The following is a 20255-nucleotide window of genomic DNA, read 5'->3' on the forward strand; positions in this document are numbered from 1 at the left end:
AAACCTGCCCCTACCTGAGGGTAAACTTTTTCTTAGCGATCTCCTTACGGCTCAATCCTTTACTGCGATCGCCAAACCCATCAACTACGAATTCTCACGAACTAGCAACACCGACTTAACCGATCGCACGACGGGATCGCCTGCTTCATCGACCTTGCCATAAACTGCTTCACCACCGAAATAAAAGGATGCTGATCCGCCACCATCCAGGTTCATCGCCTGCTCAGCACCTAGATTTTTAAGGCAATCGGCTAGCTCTGACAAAGACATTCCAGAATTAGCGGGTGCTTCAGGTTGTTGAGCTACCATTGCAAGAATAATGTTGCCTTCACGGGTGATTCCCACCGCAGATCTGGCATTGGGGCGTTCTATTCCTAATGGATCGCGCAAAATTTGACCATCAACCACGTGCCAAAATCCTTCCTGCACGGAAGTGAGTTCTGGCAACAAGCGAGGTCCACCTCCCAATGCACTCAGTAATTCACAATCCGGTGGCGCAGCTTGTTCGTGTAAGGCAATGTCGTAGCGAATCGTTTGCCTACAGCGATATTGACGCAATTCAGTTCGGTTAAAAATTTTGTCTAAGTAAGGAATGAGTTGAGGATTGCTGACTAGCAGCTCGTCATCTCGCGGATCGGCAACCTGTTCGCCATTTAGCACAACATATGAAGTCGATTTCAGATTTTCGGGGTCAAAGAAACCGCCATTGATGGCAGCGATCGCCCTATATTCCACCGCAAACTCTTCGATCGTATTGGCAGAAGGAGCGATCGCCGGAACAACCGTAAACCGCTCCCCCGTAGGAATCAGCAGCGTATGCACAATGCTCTGGGGCAGCGTATACACCTCGTACTGCAGTTCACTCACCGGAATTGTAGAAGGGACGGGTTCCGACTGGGCAGGGAGTTCTGGCACAACAGGTTGAGATGCCCACAGGTTTAGCGAAACAACCACAAACATCAGAAACCCAAAACCTGCCAGCGCTATTGCAGTCAGCCACTTTTTTCTCACATTAACTCTAAAAATTGTTCCTGAGCTAATTGTTCTTTATTGCTCTCCTCCCAGCGGGAGGAACCCATGAAGGTATGCCAATCCTTCACCATAGAAGCTATAGAGCGGTTTTATCCTTCATCTTTACTCTCACCTTTCCACTGGGGGTTGGGTGGCTCTGTATGAGCTAACAGTTTTCCTCGGGAAATGACATAGCGGACGGTAGCACGACGACGGATAGCATCATAGCGATCGCCCGCATCCAGCACAATTAAGTTTGCGGGTTTGCCCACCTCAACGCCGTACTGATCTTCAATGTGCAATGTCTTTGCACCGTGCCAGGTAATCATGTTGTAGCAAGCATCAATTTCTGGAGTGCCCGTCATCTGACAAACGTGAACTGCCATGCTTGCCACATCTAGCATGTTGCCTGTACCTAAGCTATACCAGGGATCTTGAACACAATCGTGACCCAAGCTAACGTTTTGTCCCTGCTGCCAGAGTTCCTTGACTCGCGTTACGCCACGTCGTTTGGGGTAGGTGTCTGCCCGTCCCTGCAATGTGATGTTAATCAACGGATTAGCGATGAAGTTGATTGGTGTGCGCTGCAAAAAGCCCAATAGCTTGAAGGCATAGGCGTTGTTGTAAGAGCCAAAAGCAGTGGTGTGGCTGGCAGTTACCCGTGCCCCCATATCTGTCCGCAGGGCACAAGCAGCGACGACTTCCAAAAAGCGAGACTGGTCATCGTCAATCTCGTCACAGTGAATGTCAATGAGGCGGTCGTACTTTTGCGCCAGTTCAAAGATGCGGTGAATTGATCGCACCCCATCTTCACGGGTTAGTTCGTAATGGGGAATGCCACCGACCACATCAACGCCCAATCTCAGCGCTTCTTCCATCAGTTCTTCGTTCTTAGCCCCGCCGTACACGCCATCTTGCGGAAAGGCGACCACTTGCAGCGTGATCCAGTCTTTCACTTCTTCACGGACTTCTAGCAAACCTTTGAGCGCAATCAGGTTTTGTTCGCTTACGTCAGCATGGCTGCGGACAAATAGCACTCCCTGCATCGCCTGCTGCTTGAGGGTGGCGATCGCCCGTTGCTTTACGTCTTCTATCGTTAATGATTGCTTGCGATCGCGCCAAATCTCAATGCCTTCAAACAACGTGCCACTTTGATTCCAGCGAGGCTCCCCCGCTGTCAGGGCAGAATCCAGGTGAATATGCGACTCCACAAATGGCGGACTGACCATTTGCTCCTGAATATCTAGCTCTAGCTGAGCCGACTGGTCAAGGTGAGGGGCGATCGCCACAATCCTTCCAGCCTGAATGGCAATATCAACCGTTTCAGCAGGCTGATCAAGATGAATTAACCGACAGCGACGCAGCAGCAGATCAAGGACTTGTGAAGACATAATTTCCCAGCTTCCAATCAGCCTGGTCAACAGTCAGACCAACCTCTTCACTTTAATCCACAACCTTCAACAGTCCGCTGCGCAGTCCATCAAAAACTCGGTTCACCTGAATCTGATCATCATGGCTGAGCCGTACTTTAGACAAAGCTGTAGACATAAAGCGGCGCTGGTCAACCCGGGTGATCTTACGAGAGGAGAGAATCTTCTCAACCAATTGAGCAATGTCCGATTGAGGCTTAATTTGAGCAGACATAGGAATTAGGGGAATCAATATGAGAAGCATTAAGGTATGTAACTAATATGTGATGTTGTGCAAGATGACGAGGTGAGTCGACAGACAGAGATTGGGGGTAGCAGCGCTTAACCCTGATGGCAGACTGCTGGAAACGAGTGATTAATCTCAGCAGGAGGGGTGATCCTGGTCACTCTCTAAATTTTTGAATAAAGTTAAGTAAGCTACTGAATTTGTCTACCAGAAGCTAGATGCTCAATAAGCAATGATGTATATCAGGTTTTAGTGCGTTGGCTAGAGATTGGTGCAGTCTACCTCCGTTGTTTCTGCTTAAAGTGCGGTTAATGTTGGCTTCAAGCAATATGTTTGGGTGATTTGCGTCAGATCTTCGCTAGCTTTTTTCTCGTGCGCCCCTTTTTTTACCGAATTCACAAGCTATTGACACGCAGATTTCAAGATCCGATTCAGCAGAATGCACTCCTGCGTCGGATTGTCGATCGCATTCGCAATTCCCTGGAGCTTAAAGTTGTCCTCCAAACTGCTGTAGACGAGGTGGCAACGTTATTAAGCCTGGAGCGGTGCATTTTTTTCTGGTATGTTAAAGACACCCAGCGGGTTCACGTCGTCTGTGAACAACTGCTTGATGGCTATGCCTCTCAGTTGGGAAACTATCCACTCTCCCGATTTAGCTCTGTTGCACCGCTAATTGAAGCAGGAGAACTAGTTGTCAGTGCTAGAAGTACCTCCGCGCCTCTGGGCTTAGCTTCGATTGCAAATTGGTTGTCACCTGGGCACCATCATTTCACTCAGTCAAAACTGCAAATCTTAGGAGCACACGCTAACCTGCTGGTACCCGTGCAGGGACGGGAAAATTCAACTGGGTTTATCGCCTGCCTTGCCGATCGCCCTCGTCGATGGTCCAAGGCGGAGGTTGACTTTATGCAGTCGATCGCCCAGCAGCTTGAGATCGCCATCCGTCAGGCGCAGCTTTACGAAAAAACCCAAAAGCAAGCACGACGAGAACAGCTCGTTAATCAAATCACGACGCAAACACGCCAGAGCCTTGAGCTAGAAACAATTCTGACTGAGGCGATCGCCCAACTGCTCGACGTTCTAGAAATCGACCGCTGCCTGGTACATCGGGTTGAAGACCTGGAGGAAGACCATAAACAATCTGTCACCTCTCCTTCCTCTCCTTTAGAGTCAGATGCGACTGTTTTTAGACGCAAGCACCTGTTTGAGGTTTGCCGTCCACCTTTGCCTGCCTCTCTAGACGATTTTGATACGAATGGTCCGATTACCCAGTGGGTGATTCAACATCGTCGGCAGGTCGTCATCTCAGATATCGCCCAAGATGCCCGAATTGGCGCTGATAACCAGGAATATCAGCTTGCTCAAATCAAGTCGTCGCTGGTAGTTCCAGTCCAGGCAAATGGCACCCTCCAGGCCATTCTTTACCTCAATCAGTGTTCCCACATTCGCTACTGGTCAAGGGATGACCAAAAGCTGGCCCAGGCTGTTGCAGATCAGTTAGCAATTTCAATTCAGCAAGGGCACCTCTATGCCCAAACCCAACAGCAGGCGATCGCCAGCGCCGCCCAAGCCGAACATCTCGCCTCACTGCTCCATGACTTACAGCAAACCCAAGCGCAGTTAATCCAAAGCGAGAAAATGTCTAGCCTGGGACAACTAGTGGCAGGTGTCGCCCACGAAATCAACAATCCGGTCAGCTTCATCTACGGCAACATTCCCTACATCGAGCGCTACATCAAAGATTTGCTGCGGCTATTGAGCCACTACCAAACCCGCTATCCCGAAGCGGACTCCTCACTTCAGGACTTAGCGCGAGAAATTGAACTAGACTTCCTATTGCAAGATATGCCCCGCATTCTTGGCTCAATTAGAGCAGGAGCCACTCGCATTCGCGAAGTAGTTCTGTCACTCCGAAGCTTTTCTCGTCTAGATGAAGCCCACTGTAAAATAGCAGACCTCCAGGCAGGTCTAGACAGCACCCTTTTTGTGCTGCAAAACCACATCAGGTCTGACATTCAGGTAGTTCGACAATATGGCGATGTCCCTGCGGTTGAGTGCTACCCCAGATTACTCAATCAGGTATTCATGAACCTGTTAATCAATGCGGTCGAAGCACTGCACCAGGATCAGGCAGAGCCTAAAACCATCGTGATTAGAATAGAGTCCTTTTTGGACGAGCTAACGGGCAAATGGGTACGAATAGCGATCGCAGATAACGGCTGCGGCATCCCCTACGAATTTCAGCCCAGAATCTTTGACCCTTTCTTCACCACCAAACAAATCGGTCACGGTGTTGGGCTTGGTTTGACGGTCAGCTATCAAACTGTAGTCAACCAACACCAAGGACACCTAAGATTTCACTCGCAGCCAGACAACGGCTCTGAATTTATCATCGAGATTCCAGTCAAGCACTCTGCCTCACTGGTACGCACCCGCAATCTTTATCTCCCCACTCAGTCTGATCAGTCAAACACTGGTGAAAGGTTAACTTCCGCAATTCAGAATACACACTAATCTTCAGTCATGTGGGGCAACGTGATGACATAGCGATAGCCTGCTTCCGCAGAACCCTGAAGCACGATTTGCCCACCGTGTAGCTCAGCAAGTTGACGAGTCAGCATTAATCCCAAGCTATGACGACTGCTAGTTCGATGGGACTGGTCGAATGCTGATTTTAAATCGCTAGCTCGATCGCCAACTACCTTGGGATTTGCAGAATCAAGAATTTCTTCCATCCCATTATTAGGAAGGCGATCGCCTTTCACCAATTCTGGCTCCTCTCCCTCCAGAGAAATTAACTCATTAAAATGCAATTCCGTCTGAGGCAGTCCATCTCCCAGCCACGGATGAGAAGTCCAAATTTTGATCACTAGTTGGTTTAACTTGCGGGAAACGTGAATCCGCAAGATGCTTTCAGTACTAGCAGACTGAATGATGCCAAATATCAAGTGATAGAGCATTTGGCGCACTTTGTCTTTGTCTAGCAACCAGATGCGATGTCCAGGCTCTACCGTTAATCGAAGCTGTTGGTCGCGGCGCTGCGCAACCTGCTTTAAAGTGTTAATGACTTGCTGACACAGCATTTCGATATCTACGGATGTAAGACTCAATCCCTGATTGCTGTCATCTAGAGCACCTAACTCTAAAATCTCGTTAACTAGCGACAAAAGGTACTGTCCACTGTGATGGACAATATCCATATATTCCTTTTGCTTGTCTGTCAAAGGGCCGTAAATTTCTCGATTAAGAACGCTGGCCATTCCCAAGATTGAAGTCAGAGGGGTACAAAGCTCCTGCGTCATTTGAGCAATCAGGTTGACTTTAACCGAATTTGCCAAAGGGTTAGTCGCCGCTGAAGATTTAGGAATTGCACTTGCAATGGGCTGCTCAAGTTGTGCCCCAACAGCGGGCCGAGTCAGTTGCATTTGTTTCAGCAAATGATTTCGCTCAAACTCACTCACACTCCAACGAGCAATCAACTCCAAAAATTCAATTTCTTTAGTTGTAAAGTGACGGGGCGCTAACTCCATAACTGCCAGCGTCCCTAAGCAGTACCCTGTAGACAGCAGCAACGGCACACCCAAGTAGGCTCGAATGCCGTACTGCTGAGCGAGTAGGCTATTAGCAAAAGCAGAGTGGGTTAGGGTATCGTGAATGACTAATATTTGATGGCTGTCTACAACATGGGTACAGAAAGCCTCTTCGCGAGGAAGCTGGCGAGAAGATGCCAGGCTATTCATCAAGCCAATTCTAGACAGTCCAATAGCTGACTTAAACCACTGGCGATCGCGATCTATCAATCCTAAAATGCAAATCGGTGCGTTCAAAGAATGCGCCGCTGTTTGGGTAGCTTCCTCAAAAATTGGCACACTTTCAGCTTCTAGCAAACCCATCTCCGTCAGAATAGCGAGACGCTGCTGCTCTCTTTCGGACTCTGGTGTGCTGTCCAGACGACAAGACAATCTATTTTCAGGGTTTGTCATGCCAACCCCTTCCCTCGCAGGCATTATGTGAACCATCTATTTAACAAGCGGCTGTTCAATATAGACATCATTCCCTAACTTTTGTAGCAGCGAACGTTGTCTAAAAAAGATTCTTCAATGCCTGAACCGTACAGTTTGCGAGGAAGCAAGCTAGCCAGAGAGAATTGGTAGATACACTGATACTCCCTATCCAATCGATTTTTTATTAACTTTTTGAAACAGCACTCTTGCTATCATAATTGCTTGAAACAAGCTTAAAGTGACTGCAACAAAATAGTTATAGATGCATTTTTTTGGAGCGCAGTTTTCTACAGGATTTCTCTTCAAAAAGTAGGTAAATTGTTTGTTTCTAGTTCTGTGCTGAATTTCACACTGAATTAAGAAACTGCAAATAACTATTGCTTAGCTCCTTGACTGCCAATTCGTAAAATTGTCTGCCGTGTTCTGGGGTTGCCAGATTAGGGTTAGAACCCATACGCCCATCGGGGTAACGCTGTCGAAAATTAGCAGCCCCATAAATGGGATGTCCAGAGGCAACTTCGGGCGACAGTTCAGCTTGCTTGATTGCTTCGGGGTAAACGTATTGGGTCAATGCAACTTCGCTAGGAGTAGCGTGAGAGCCTTCCTGTGAACCATATAGCTCTCTGGCCAAGTGCTGCACTGAGCTACAAGTAAACCAGTTAGTAAGGCGGCACTGCACCTGATCGGCATTCGGTAGATTTAAGTCTGACAAAACGGCATAGCTTTCAGAGAAAGCAGCCTTGAGCGTAGCGATATTACCACCGTGTCCGTTAATGAAGAAGAACTTTGTAAACCCCGCTCTGGTCAAACTGATCAGGTAGTCTCGGATTACTAGAATCAGGGTGCTGGGGCGTAGACTGATACTGCCTGGGAAAGCAGTGTGATGCAGTGCCATGCCTACATTGATAGTTGGGCCAACTATCGCTCGAGTAGAGTCTCCTACGCCACGAGCGATCGCCTCAGCACAAATTGCGTCCGTGCCAATCAGTCCACTTGGTCCATGCTGTTCCGTTGAGCCAATCGGCAGAATGATGCCTTGAGATTGGGTCAAGTAGGCTTCTACTTCAATCCAGGTGCTGAGATGCAATAACATGTTTTTTTCGGTCCGTTGTCTTCAATCAAACAAATGAGCTAATCCTAATTTCTCAGAGCTTCAAAGTTTGCAGCTTTATATAGGAATATGAACGGTCTAAACCTGCAACGCAAAAATTTCAAATAATGTCTCAAAAATTTCACTAAATCTTGACTCAGCTAGTTCTATGCTAGCGTTGTAGCTTCTAGCCCAGATTCTGGTCGATTGATCCCCAAACTTTGCTCAACAGTCGCTAGAATGATGGGTAAAGTTAGATGTTTTAAACTTAGCCATTAGGCGTGAGCTCTAGCAAATCGGCTTAACCGTGTTCTAAGCGCCTAACGCTGAAAGCTAGCACATCTGGCAATTTGTCCTCATATTATCCCTAGAATGCAAACTTGCCCCCTTCACAAGTCATCCAACTCAAGCTTTAATTGCCTTAAATTCGGTTGCGATCGCCTTGAGTTGAGTTCCCTAAAATCTTACTAGCTCTATGATGATCACTTTAACGGCTGCTTGTGATTCTGGAAGAAGCCCTGAGAGCGTTTTCTACCGCTTGATCCAAGCTCGGCTTCCCGACCCAACCAGCACGCTATCAGTGAGCGACACCTCGTTATTGAGTGCTACCTCATAACACTATTTCGTTGAAAACAGGTTGTTAGCAGCCTACCTGTTTAGAAATTTCTATTTCTGGTCAAAATTTCATTAAGCCCCATTTGACATGGCCAACTAGACCAGATTTGCTGCAAGACTTGAAAGCTATATTCAGTAGTTTAAGAGTCGCAGCTTGGTCAAGTATTTGAAAGTTACCTGCTCAGGAGGAGCGATATATGCTACACCGCAAGATCTACCAACTCTGTTGTGATGGTCGCGAGGTCTGGATTTTCTTGCGGGATCAGCAACGCTGGATTGAACGTGCCCGTATCCTTGATATTGAAGGAGATCTGGTCACGCTGCGCTACGAGACGGAAGAAGAGGATGAAAGCTGCTCTTGGGAAGAAATGGTTCGACTAGAGAGCATTGGAGCAGTCACCCAAAAACTAGCCACTGTTCCCAGAGGTGATGTTGAACCAATGGTTTCTGATGATTGTCCTGAAGCCGAACAGATCCGCAATCGTCATCCAGAATCCAACCCAGAATAACCAAGATTGAGTCATCTTTCGGGGTATAAAGCCCTGTGTTCTTCTAAGTCAAGTTTGCTGTTCTCGTACAAATAAGGAATGGGGTAAGGTTTAGCCTTACCCCATTCCTTTTGCTTTGGCGTGAGCAAAGCTTCTCAGGCTTCAAGCTTAGTTTTCTGCGTCGTCGAGCATTCCTTCTATGGCTGAGGGGCTAAATTCGAAGGCAGGACAGTAGCCTTCTGGTGTGACTTTAAAGCCAAACAAGGGAGAAGCTTGATTCCAGCAACGCTGTCCCCGATAGTGGAGGCAATTTTGACAGCACTCGATGCTGAGAGAGACTTTTGTTTCACTATCTCGGCTAAGTAGCTCTCGCTGGGATAGCCCACGTAAAACCAGTTCTTCGCCTTGCCAGCGGGCTTCTACTAAACCTGTATCAGCAAAATTTTGCCAGCGTGGATCAGAAGTTAAAGCATCGGGCAGCGTTACCATGATTGCCGTTTCAAGTTCAGTTAACTCTCCTTCGTAGTGGGTTTCTGGTGCAGCAGGTTGCAGGAAGGTTTCACCCACTGGCAACTCGACTCGCACTCCAGCAGCAGGAGAGTGCAGATGATAGCGATTTTGTAGCTCCTCCAAACTAGTCAGATCTGACAGATAGGTTGGAGAACCATGAACAAAAACAATATGTTGAGGGCGCAGGTTGTGAATTAGTTGAGTTGTGCCAGGACCATCACAGTGGTCGCCCAGTAGGTAGGTATCTACGAGCAGTTGTCCTGCCTGAATTTGAGATTGCAGAGATTTGGAGGTTTGCAGCTTCTGCACAATGGAAGATTCCACTGAATCCACTCGACCTGGGTATTGGGGCAGCAGCAGCAGCCAGGGTCCGGTGTCGGGGTGGCAATATTGGCTGAAATTCGCTGACTTGTGAGTGAGGATGATACAGGGATGATTGAGTTGAGGTGCCGTTTTGCCATTGTTTGGTTCATGGCTCAGCCGTCGAACTCGGGGACGAATGCGCTCGTCCCAAAAGAGCGGTTGATGGCGAGCAAAGTTTTGGACGGCGCTAGGGAAATAGGACAGGAGATCGAGGTAAGCATCGCAGCCTGCTGCGACAGTGTTATCGACCCAGATATCAAGATTGCGACCGGTAAAGTGGTGGTGGCTTCGCAATAGCATCAGCAATTCTTGCCCTAAACCCAAGGTTGGAGTGGGCAGCAAGACAGATTGCTGCTCGGCGATCGCCTGATTAATCCTCTCAGCAAGCTGGTTTTCTTGCTGACGGCGATGAGGGTGGCGGGCTGTGCCATAGGTGCCTTCAACAATTAGAGCGTCGGGTTTAAGCCCGCGCAATTCTTCTAGGGGAAGTCCCTCAACCAGGCGGGAGCTAGAGAGCAAGAAATCTCCCGTGTAAAACAGGGTATAGGGGCGTTCAGAGGTGGTGTAGGTGAGCAGCAGCGCAGCAGCCCCGGGTAGGTGACCGGCGGGGTAAAGTTCCGCACTTAGCCCATCTAGAAACTCGACGGGCGATCGCCAGGGTAAGGCATGGCAAAACATCGGCACGTCTTCACCCAACCAGTTGAGCGAAAGCAGTTGGGCCGTGACCTCACTGGCATAAATCGGTAGTTTTGGGAAAGCCCGATGCAGCGCTAAAAGCCCTCTGGCATGATCGGGATGAGCATGGGTGCAAAGAACCAAATCTGCTGGAGGTGCCTGCTTAGAGCTATCTTTAAACAAAGACAGATCTTCTAACCCACAATCTAGCAGGACTCGATAGGGTCCCATTTGCACCAACAAGCAAACCCCTTCATCTGCATGACCAACTGCATAGGGCAAGCATTCTAGTTCTGTCACGGTAAAGCCTCCCTGCCATTGTCAGGGCACCAAACGTGAAGCTGTCCTCGCCGTCTAAAGACTAGTGAGCGGAGCCGTTGCCGTGATAGTTGTCGGTATCGTAAAAACCGTTGCGTGTGCCAAAAAACAGACAGGACAAAATGAAGATAGGGGTCAGCGCCAATAAAATTAGTTTGACATCCATGTTTTTCTTTTGCGTCTCGCTTATACAAGGGGTTACACAAAAAGCTGAGTGACACTCAGTCAGCGTGAGCTAACGGAGCAGCAAAATCGAGCAATAGCCAAATTTATGAAAATTTGAGCAATTAAAGAATTTGAGTTAGATGTTTAAACGGTCTGATTAGACCTGTTCCAATCCTATCAAGTTAAAGCGCGATCGCAAAATTTGTGAATTCAATTCTGCCACAGCCATCCTCTGAAAATTCGGCTCAAAATGCTCGTCAACCCATTACCCCTGAGTGGTTGTCCCGTCCCTCGACGGAAGTTGCTCCAGATTTACTGGGCTGTACTCTAGTTCGTCAGGTTGAATCTGGACAGATTTATCGGGGACTGATTGTTGAAACAGAGGCATACGCCCCTGGCGATCCAGCTTGCCATGCTTACCGACGACCGACCAAGCGCAATCAGATAATGTTTGGGGCTGCTGGCATGACTTACGTTTACCTAATCTATGGAATGTATCACTGCCTGAATGTAGTGACCGATTTGGATGGGGTACCCAGTGCGGTATTGATTCGGGCTCTGGAATTGGAAACGGTGCCGCCCTGGAGCGATCGCCAAACAGAACGCAAACTCAACCGGATTGCAGCCGGTCCTGGTAAACTGTGCCGTGCCTTCAACATTGACTTAAGCCTAAGCGCTCAGGCGCTTCTACCTGGACAACCGCTTTGGCTAGAGCATCGCAGCCCGACCTTTGAGCACAAGTTGGAGCAGGGGGCGATCGCCTTTGTCCAGACAACTCGCATTGGGCTAACCCAAGGTACAGATATTCCCTGGCGGTGGTACATCAAAGACTGTCCAGCAGTCTCCAAGCTTTAGCAAAGCTATTACAGAGCTGACCTCCTACATGAATCACTCTTTAAAGCATGAATGGTAGCGCGGCAGAGCCGCGCTACCATTTACCCTAGAAATCCGTTGTCAGGCGGGCAATAGACTTAAAATTTTTGCTACGACTGCCAAGCTTTCCTCATACAGCATGTCTCGTCCCCAGCGCTGTAGCTGCTGGCTGAGCAAAGACTCTGCCCGTTGGTCAGACATCGGAGTTACCTGCTCGGTGCGACAGGCTTGAGCGCTTCCTCCAGCCTCCATTCGCATACAGCCCGTTGTTTCAGAGCAGAGAATGGTGCAGCAATCAGCATTTAGGTTAGTCGAAGTCAAACGCAGACCAACCATATCACCGGGAATCTCTCCCCAATCAGCCGTAGGAATAGCCGCCAATTCTGCTTCTATCTGCCGACCGTTAGGACCGTTGAACTTGACATGTTTCAGGTCGTAGTCGCCTCCCTCTTCAGTGAAGGCAACGGGTTCCCATTCCAGCCGACTGGCAAGCCAACCTAAGAACATCAACGCCTGAGCCGCGTTTCCTTTTTCGTAGTCAATGGTGACTCGATCGACTTCTCCCAGGGCAGCTCGTCGCTCTGGGGGGTCAAATGCAGCAGCCGTGAGTTCTTGCCAGGAAGCAAGCCGATGCCAGTTCAAGTCAGCAATATAGGTTCTTGCTTCAATCAGCTCCTGCATCTTGAGAAATTCGGATTCTGGATCGCTGAAATAACAGGAATCAAGAATGAGGCACTGGCAGGACGTTGACAGCCGTTTGAAAAGTTCCTGCTCAGGATTGGGCGTTGCTTTCCACCAGACAAACTTGGGCAGTTCGGGGATCATCAGAGAAGCAACGAGATCAGTGACCCGTTCCAGTGCTACTTTGGTGCCGCGCAGGGTAATGTACTCACAGCAAATCAGATTGCTAGCGCTACTTTTTTGAATTGGACAGTAGGCAGACACTTGAGCAGTCACACCCTCATCTTCTCCTAGTACCGGGGAGAGAGTAATGATGCGACAAGGGTTTTGAGCAGCGATCGCATCACTAATGCTAAATCCTCTAGCGTTAATATTTGGAATCTCTATCCGCTCGGCAGGCTGCTTGGCAAATTCTTCGCGTAGCCGTGCCAAGGTTTCAGAATCAACCCGTCCAGTCACCCGTAGCCCATAGATTTTCTGAGCTTCTGTAATTGCAGTTTTGGTGAGTGGTCCATGAATGCCATCAATGGGCCCATCATAAAAGCCAAGAGCTGCCAAGAGCTGCTGAAATTCTTCTGGTTCATAGACGACCATGCTAAACGTAGCGGCACGAGTGGCACCACCACCGCTCTGGCTACGCCAAATTTTGCCAAGCTCTGCCTCAATCTCGTCGAGGGAGATATCCTTCGGTTTTTGTAGGGCGACGATTGGGGTTGTCATTTGTCTCGTTTAGGTTAGTGATGAGTTGTAATAAATTGAAATACTGAACTGGAACTGTTGACAAAAGCAAAATCAGAGATAGAGCCAGTGAGATCAAAATCCTCTAACTTTCCCCCAGCCTCTCACCTAAAGCCTACGCCAGTTTCGCCCGTCCCGGTTCAGCAGCATTTCAGCTTCAACGGGTTCCCAGGTGCCAGCCTCATAAAGGGGAATCACTTCTGCAGGAGCAGGAGCATCCCAAACTTCTAGCAGCGGCGTGAGAATACGCCAGGATGCTTCTACTTCATCACCCCGAGTAAATAGGGTTTGATCCCCTAACATACAGTCAATCAGCAACCGCCCGTAAGCGTCTGCATTTGCCTGACCAAATGCCGTGTCGTAGCGGAAGTCCATATCGACAGAGCGAGTTCTGAGTGAGTTGCCCGGAGTCTTCACCTCAAACCGCATTGAAATTCCCTCATCAGGCTGAATACGCAGAGCTAGCACGTTGCGATTCACCTGCTTTGAAGCAGACTGAAACATCAGGTATGGCACCTCTTTATACTGAATGGCAATTTCAGTCACCTTTTTAGGCATCCGTTTACCTGTTCGCAGGTAGAAAGGCACTCCCTTCCAGCGCCAATTATCAACGTAGAGCTTGAGAGCAGCATAGGTTGGAGTTGTGGATTTAGGATCAGCACCTTCCTCATCCCGATAGCCAGGGACAGCTTTTCCTCCCATCCAGCCTGCGGTGTATTGCCCTCGAATAGCTGAAAGTTCCAGATTTTCTAAATCTGCCAGGTGGGTCGCTTGCAGCACTTTCACTTTCTCATTGCGAACACTGTCAGCATCGAGAGAGTTAGGAGGCTCCATTGCTGTCAAGCAGAAAAGCTGCATGAGGTGGTTTTGCACCATGTCTCGCAATGCACCTGCTGATTCGTAGTAGCCTGCTCGTCCTTCTAAGCCAACGGTTTCAGCAACAGTAATCTGGACATGGTCGACAAATTGACGGTTCCACAATGGCTCAAAAATCGCGTTAGCGAAGCGAAAGACCATCAGGTTTTGAACCGTTTCCTTACCTAAATAATGATCAATCCGGTAAATCTGTTCTTCTGAACAAACCTGACGTACCACTCGGTTAAGGACCTGAGCCGAACCCAAATCTCGACCAAATGGCTTTTCGATCACCAAACGCTGCTTGTGGGGCTCGCTTAACATCCCTGCATTACCAAGCTGTTGGGCCGCTTCTGCAAAGAACCGGGGCGCGACTGAGAGGTAAAAGACTCGATTTCCTCGGGTGCCTCGTTTTTCGTCTAACTCACTTAAAAAGGCTTTGAGCTTCTGATAGCCTGCCGGATTGTCAATGTCAGAGGCACAGTAATACAGCCCTTTGGCAAAGTCTTCCCAGGCTGCCTCTGCGCCAAGTCCACCGCCGAATTGTTCGACCCCTTCTCGAAGATGTTCTCGAAAGAAGTCGTGGCTCCACTCCCGTCGGGCAACTCCTACGATGGTTAACTCGGGGGGTAGCTTACGCTCCAGCTTCATCTGGTAGATAGCAGGAACGAGCTTACGCTGAGTCAAATCGCCAGATGCACCAAAGATCACGAGAATTTGGGGTTCCGGAATTCGGTCTTGCTGTAAGCCAACGCGAAGGGGGTTTTCGAGCAGAGTAACCATAGAAGGAGGGGAAGTAGGAGTTTGGAGATTTGAAGTAGAAGTTTAGAGGCTTGAAGTATGAGTTTTGAATAAAGAGCACTTAGCTCAAGATTCAAAACTCATACCTTAACTAACCTTTCTATGAGACGGGAGCGAGGTGATCGACTTTCTCCTGAAGAGATTTCATCAGGGACTCAAAGGGCTTGACGAATTTGTCGATTCCTTCAGTTAGCAGTTCGTCCATCACTTCGTCGAGGTTGATGTCGATGTCTGGGTCTTTGAGGCTTTCGATCAGGTTGTAAGCTTTGTCAACGTCAGTTTCAATGCGGCTAGCGACATCGCAATGATCTGCACAGGCCTCAATTGTAGCGGGAGGTAGAGTATTAACTGTTTCGGGCCCTACCAATTCGTCTACATACATGACATCGCTGTAGTCGGGATTCTTGGTGCTAGTGCTGGCCCACAGGAGCCGCTGTACTTTTGCGCCCTTGGCGGCTAGTGCCTGCCAGCGATCGCCCCCAAAAATCTTTTTGTATTCCTGGTAAGCAATTTTGGCATTGGCGATCGCCACTTTACCCATAACCTGTCTTAGCTTGGCTTCTTTCTCCAGGCGATCGGTGCCTTCCTTCAGCTTTTGCTCAATCCGCTCGTCGATGTTGATATCAATGCGGCTGAGGAAGAAACTGGCGACGGAGGCAATTTTGCTGATGTCTTCGCCTTTAGCAGCCCGTGCTTCTAGCCCTTCAATGTAAGCCCATGCCGTGTTGATATAGCTTTGAACTGAGAACAGCAGCGTGATGTTGACGTTGATCCCCTCGGCAATAGTGGCTTTTACTGCAGGCAGACCGGACTCAGTGCCAGGGATTTTGATCATCACGTTTTCTTTGCCGATCGCCTCGTAATAGCGCTTAGCCTCACTGGTAGTCATCTCGGAGTCGTGGGCAATTGAAGGTGGCACTTCAATGCTGACGTAGCCATCTAAGCCATTAGACGATTCGTAGACTGGACGCAGGATATCGCAAGCATTACGAATGTCATCAAAAATTAGTGACTCGTAGATCTCCTGCACCGACTTACCCGCCCGGATGCCTGCTTCAATGTCGCCGTCATAGACTGCGTTTCCGGCGATCGCCTTTTCAAAAATTGCTGGGTTAGAGGTAATTCCAGAAATTCCTTTTGTCTCAACGAGCTGCTTCAATTCGCCCGATTGAATCAAGTCACGGCTTAAGTTGTCCATCCAGATACTTTGACCGTACTGCTTGATCTCAAGTAGATGATTTGTTTCTGTCATTACAAATTCGCTCCTAATTAGATTCTTTGTATCAAACGTGATTCACTTACCCAGCGGCTCTGTTCAACGGTTTCCTTCAGTTATCACAATCGAGCAGCAGCCATTTGGTCTTGCTGATCTCTTGCGCGTTCCTGAATGAAAGATTCAACCAGCGCAACGTCTTCCTTGCTGCCAATAAACAGCGGGGTGCGATCGTGAAGCTGCTTGGGGATCACATCCAGAATGTCCTGAGTACCAGTGCTGGCGCGTCCGCCTGCCTGCTCCACTAGAAAAGCTAACGGCGCAGACTCATACAGCAGCCGCAGCTTTCCTTCTGGCTTTTTCACTGTCCCTGGATAGAGAAACACCCCACCCTGAAACAAAATTCGATGAAAATCTCCCACTAGCGCCCCGCCATAGCGAGCTGTATAGCCCTCATGCCGATGCACGTAGCGAATATAATCTCGAATCGACTCATCCCACTGCCAGAAATTGCCCTCGTTCACGCTATAAACAGGGCCGTGCTCAGGAATACGAATGTCTTCACTGGAAAGAATAAATTCGCCCAAACTGGGGTCTAGGGTAAAAGCGTGAACTCCTTTGCCAATGGAGTAGACCAACATGGTGCTGGGACCGAACAGCACATAGCCTGCGGCGATTTGTCCACGTCCATCTTGCAGCAAATCTTGAGCCGTTTCGTCAAGGTCCTCGCCTTCCTGCCTGCGAATCGCAAAAATTGCTCCCACGTTCAGATTGATATCTACGTTGGAAGAACCATCAATCGGGTCATAAAGCAGAGTGTAGCGACCAACGGGACAGTTTTCAGGGATGTAGTAAGGCTTTTCCATCTCTTCAGAGGCTAGACGGCAAACCAAACCGCTCTGCTCAAAGACCGAAATGAAGACCTGATTGGCATAAACGTCCATCTTTTTGACGGACTCTCCCTGCACATTTACCCGTCCAGTAAAACCCAACGCATCTTCAACTAGCCCTGCTCTGGTCAGGCGACGGGCAATTAACTTAGCGGCAAGCGCAACCCGAGTCATCAACGCACTTAAATCCTGAGCTTCGGATGAAAAACTCTGAAGCTGCTGCAAAACGTGACGAGATAGAGTGGTGCAATCGCGATCGAGAGAGCGGTCTTGGGTCGGGGCCTGAGCTAACGGTTGTTCCGCATCAGCCATAAAATTCCTTCCTCCGCGTCTGCATTTGTAGTTCAAGCTGCAATCAGGCAACCAGTTGAATGCCTTCAATATTGCAATGCCTGAGTGCCCTTATCTTCTATCTTAGGAAGGCATCTCTAGAACGGGGCTGAACTTTAGACGAACTATAGAAACTTGGGGGAAAACTTACGGTTTTGCGAGATTGGGCAAGAACTTAAAAGCTTGATCGGATGAAATCTGTGATTTTTAGTAGCAATATCTACCGTTTTGATCGGGGCGAGGGTGTCCACGTCCGTCTCTTACTGCTCCTAATAGGGTAGAGACGACGGCACATCGTTTGATTTTGCCGCCGCTCGTCACAGTAGACAAGGTTAAGCGCCCTAAAATATTTGCGTGACCTTTGTGATTAAATTGAGTTCTGTAAATTCCGCTAGATGGCACGAAGGTTGTGGCGTCCACATCAATTCGTACACCCGTGTTTAAATTCTGCCAGTTTGCTAAGGCTGGAAGCGTTGTAACAGGATGGACAGCCCACTGTACTGTGCCGTTAACGTCTCGAAAGCTAGCCTGCCAACTGACACGATGTCGAATCGCTTCACGCTGCGCTTGACGGATGATTTGGTGAACTTGACTGCGGGCTGTGTTGGCCTGGGAAGTGTGATAGAGGGCGAGGCCGGAAGGTGCGGCGATCGCTGCCAAGATTCCCATTATTGCAACCACTACTAAAAGCTCTTGCAAGGTGTGCCCTCTAGTCAGCTTCCGAGTTTGTTTTCTAGAAGCAACAGCTTCAGTTCTTTGCAGGAAACAAAGCGCAGCGCGGCGACCAACTTTCATGACAACACCCTGGTGACTGTAAGACTGCAAGCTTTACTTGCAAATCACCCCCAGCATTCCCATTCATTCTTTTTTGTAACGATGTAATTCCTACGAATCCATGACAATGGATGGCTACAGCTTTGTTAACGCCGCACTAGGGAATCGATACAGAACGCAACAGCCGCTCAACTACCGCTTTTGCCTTGCGTCCCCCGGTTGGGATTAACCGATGCGACAGAACATGAGGCGCGAGAAATTTAACATCATCCGGTATTGCGTAATCTCGCCCCTCCAAAAAAGCCAATGCCTGAGTGGTTCGGTGTAGAGCGACTGCGCCACGCGGACTCACTCCCAGCATGACTTCCTCATCCTGACGAGTTGAGCGCACCAGATCAAGAATGTATTGCTGTAAGTGGGTTTCAACTTTCACTTGAATGCAAAGATGGCGAAGGGCTTTCATATCTTCCAGAGAAACGCAAGGCTGCAATTCTTGAGGAGTGACATCATGGCTGAGCCGTTGCAGCATCTGCAATTCTTCAACCTCACTGGGATAGCCCAACGAGAGAGAGATTGCAAAGCGATCCATTTGGGCCTCGGGCAATGGGAAAGTGCCCTGGTACTCAATTGGGTTTTGGGTTGCAATCACAAAAAAAGGAGCAGGCACAGCACGAGAAACGCCATCTACTGTTACCTGCTGTTCTTCCATTACCTCTAATAAGGCTGACTGAGTACGGGGCGTTGCCCGATTAATTTCGTCTGCCAGCAGTATATTTGCAAACACTGGACCTGGCAAAAATTCAAATTCACCGCGACTTGGGTTCCAAATGTTGGTACCTGTCACGTCAGTTGGCAAAAGGTCAGGAGTACATTGAATGCGCTGAAACTTGCCGTCAATTGAGCGAGCCAGAGACTTTGCCAATAGGGTCTTACCGACCCCAGGCACGTCTTCGAGCAGAGCATGTCCTCCCGATAAGAGAGCAACCATCACCAGCCGAATTGCATCCGTTTTTCCAACGATAGTGCGTCCCAGATTTTGCGTTAGTCGCTCGATGCTCTCTCTCATAAACCTGTTAAATACCCTACAATCCAAATTCCATCTATGCCTAACCTAAACGACTACTCTCTGTCCAGGATTTTTGTAATAGGTATTACTTTCGAGGAGATTGTAATTGATCAAACTCCTGAAGAGGCAGCTGGAGCAGCAGCAAGGATAGAGCGAGCGCTTGTGGAATCGGACTGAATTTGTGCCTTTAATTCTTCCAGGGAAGCAAATTTTTGTTCTGGACGCAAAAATTCTGCAAGACTTACGGTTAACGTTTGCCCATACAGGTCGCCTGACCAGTCCAGCAGGTGGACTTCCACGGTTTGCTGAACTCCGCCTACGGTAGGGCGATGACCAAGATTCATCACACCGGGTAGCGCCTGTGCCAAGTGATTGGATGCAGAAGGGTCAGTCGGTTTAGACAAGTAAACCCAAACGCAGTAGACTCCCTGACGCGGTAAAAACTTCTCAGCAGGAAGTTTTAGGTTAGCTGTAGGAAAACCAATCGTTCTGCCTAGCTGCTGCCCTTCAACGACTTGACCAACCAGGCTGTACGGTCTGCCTAGAAGCTGATTGGCTTTGGTGAGGTTCCCTTCTTGAAGCGCCTGACGAATTGCAGAACTGCTAATCCGCTCCCCATCCACAGTGTGAAGGGGAACGATTTGTACCTGAATGTTGAAGGGAGTAGCGATCGCCTGCAAATCTGTTGCTGTTCCTGATCGCTTGCGTCCAAAACAAAAATCTTCCCCCACACTAACCTGCCGAGCCTGCAAATGCTGTACTAGAACCGTTTCAACAAATTGCTCAGGAGTCAAATCAGCCAGCGCTCGATCAAAAGGCAGCAAAACTAGCTGCTCAACCCCTAACTTGCTTAGATAGGATGCCTTTTCGTCCAGAGGAGTAAGCAGAGGACGGCTTTGTCCCGAAAAAAACTCTTGAGGGTGGGGGCGAAAGGTGACGACCGTAGGACGCCCCGTCTCGGGTGCAGCTAAGGCAGCAGACAGGATAGGTTGGATAACCTGCTGGTGCCCTCGGTGCACCCCATCAAAATTTCCCAGAGCAACGAGAGTTGGAGATTTAGCTGTAGTCAGAGAAGAAGTGATCCACACGCTTTACATTCTGACATACATCTACTTGTTGCCCAACTTTTGAAGCAATTT

Annotated in this window: 17 protein-coding genes; 3 read left to right on the plus strand and 14 right to left on the minus strand. The window is 48.9% G+C overall.

Annotation, left to right across the window (positions count from 1 at the left end):
- Positions 1-84: 84 nt before the first annotated feature.
- From H6G00_RS23475 to H6G00_RS23485, 3 genes are all read right to left on the minus strand, one after another.
- Complete coding sequence (locus H6G00_RS23475; RefSeq protein WP_199318663.1) at positions 85-1011, minus strand: phosphodiester glycosidase family protein; 927 nt, start codon at positions 1009-1011, stop codon at positions 85-87.
- Between the two features lie 110 nt (positions 1012-1121).
- A complete protein-coding gene (gene codA, locus H6G00_RS23480; protein WP_190798602.1) occupies positions 1122-2402 on the minus strand; it encodes a cytosine deaminase in 1281 nt (426 codons plus the stop codon).
- A gap of 52 nt (positions 2403-2454) precedes the next feature.
- On the minus strand, positions 2455-2655 hold the full coding sequence (locus H6G00_RS23485; protein ID WP_190798603.1) for a hypothetical protein: 201 nt from the start codon (positions 2653-2655) through the stop codon (positions 2455-2457).
- 417 nt (positions 2656-3072) lie between these two features.
- Here H6G00_RS23485 and H6G00_RS23490 point away from each other — a divergent pair, with 417 nt between their 5' ends.
- On the plus strand, positions 3073-5181 hold the full coding sequence (locus tag H6G00_RS23490; RefSeq protein WP_199318664.1) for a GAF domain-containing protein: 2109 nt from the start codon (positions 3073-3075) through the stop codon (positions 5179-5181).
- Here H6G00_RS23490 and H6G00_RS23495 read toward each other — a convergent pair.
- Positions 5178-6650 carry a GAF domain-containing sensor histidine kinase gene (locus H6G00_RS23495; protein WP_190798604.1) on the minus strand — a complete coding sequence of 491 codons (1473 nt, stop codon included), beginning with the start codon at positions 6648-6650 and terminating at the stop codon, positions 5178-5180. The genes H6G00_RS23490 and H6G00_RS23495 overlap by 4 nt on opposite strands.
- A gap of 367 nt (positions 6651-7017) precedes the next feature.
- Positions 7018-7764, minus strand: a complete 747-nt coding sequence (locus H6G00_RS23500; protein ID WP_190798605.1) for a creatininase family protein — start codon at positions 7762-7764, stop codon at positions 7018-7020.
- A gap of 809 nt (positions 7765-8573) precedes the next feature.
- On the opposite strand from H6G00_RS23500, the gene H6G00_RS23505 reads away from it, so the two are divergent.
- Positions 8574-8885: a DUF6679 family protein gene (locus H6G00_RS23505; RefSeq protein WP_190646156.1), complete on the plus strand. Its 312-nt coding sequence runs from the start codon at positions 8574-8576 to the stop codon at positions 8883-8885.
- Between the two features lie 147 nt (positions 8886-9032).
- Here the strand turns inward: H6G00_RS23505 and H6G00_RS23510 are convergent, their stop codons facing one another.
- Entirely contained in the window at positions 9033-10712 is a 1680-nt protein-coding gene (locus H6G00_RS23510; protein ID WP_347278216.1) for an MBL fold metallo-hydrolase, read from the minus strand.
- A 61-nt stretch (positions 10713-10773) separates the two neighbouring features.
- Positions 10774-10896 carry a hypothetical protein gene (locus H6G00_RS36240; RefSeq protein ID WP_277881944.1) on the minus strand — a complete coding sequence of 41 codons (123 nt, stop codon included), beginning with the start codon at positions 10894-10896 and terminating at the stop codon, positions 10774-10776.
- 263 nt (positions 10897-11159) lie between these two features.
- On the opposite strand from H6G00_RS36240, the gene H6G00_RS23515 reads away from it, so the two are divergent.
- The gene (locus H6G00_RS23515) at positions 11160-11750 is read left to right on the plus strand and encodes a DNA-3-methyladenine glycosylase (RefSeq protein ID WP_347278220.1); all 591 of its coding nucleotides are present in this window, start codon (positions 11160-11162) and stop codon (positions 11748-11750) included.
- A 99-nt stretch (positions 11751-11849) separates the two neighbouring features.
- Here the strand turns inward: H6G00_RS23515 and opcA are convergent, their stop codons facing one another.
- The 7 genes from opcA to H6G00_RS23550 all read right to left on the minus strand — a co-directional run bounded on the left by opcA (position 11850) and on the right by H6G00_RS23550 (position 20204).
- Entirely contained in the window at positions 11850-13169 is a 1320-nt protein-coding gene (gene opcA / locus H6G00_RS23520; protein ID WP_190690180.1) for a glucose-6-phosphate dehydrogenase assembly protein OpcA, read from the minus strand.
- A 126-nt stretch (positions 13170-13295) separates the two neighbouring features.
- Positions 13296-14825: a glucose-6-phosphate dehydrogenase gene (gene zwf / locus H6G00_RS23525; protein WP_190798606.1), complete on the minus strand. Its 1530-nt coding sequence runs from the start codon at positions 14823-14825 to the stop codon at positions 13296-13298.
- Between the two features lie 118 nt (positions 14826-14943).
- Positions 14944-16095, minus strand: coding sequence for a transaldolase (gene tal / locus H6G00_RS23530; protein WP_190646153.1), 1152 nt, complete (start codon positions 16093-16095; stop codon positions 14944-14946).
- Between the two features lie 83 nt (positions 16096-16178).
- A complete protein-coding gene (gene fbp / locus H6G00_RS23535) occupies positions 16179-17258 on the minus strand; it encodes a class 1 fructose-bisphosphatase (protein ID WP_190646152.1) in 1080 nt (359 codons plus the stop codon).
- 225 nt (positions 17259-17483) lie between these two features.
- A complete protein-coding gene (locus H6G00_RS23540; RefSeq protein ID WP_190798607.1) occupies positions 17484-18071 on the minus strand; it encodes a type II secretion system protein in 588 nt (195 codons plus the stop codon).
- A 136-nt stretch (positions 18072-18207) separates the two neighbouring features.
- Positions 18208-19116: a MoxR family ATPase gene (locus H6G00_RS23545; RefSeq protein WP_190646150.1), complete on the minus strand. Its 909-nt coding sequence runs from the start codon at positions 19114-19116 to the stop codon at positions 18208-18210.
- 110 nt (positions 19117-19226) lie between these two features.
- A complete protein-coding gene (locus H6G00_RS23550; RefSeq protein ID WP_190798608.1) occupies positions 19227-20204 on the minus strand; it encodes a bifunctional riboflavin kinase/FAD synthetase in 978 nt (325 codons plus the stop codon).
- Positions 20205-20255: the final 51 nt, after the last annotated feature.

Source organism: Leptolyngbya sp. FACHB-541 (genome assembly GCF_014695875.1).
GTDB lineage: Bacteria > Cyanobacteriota > Cyanobacteriia > Elainellales > Elainellaceae > JAAUTN01.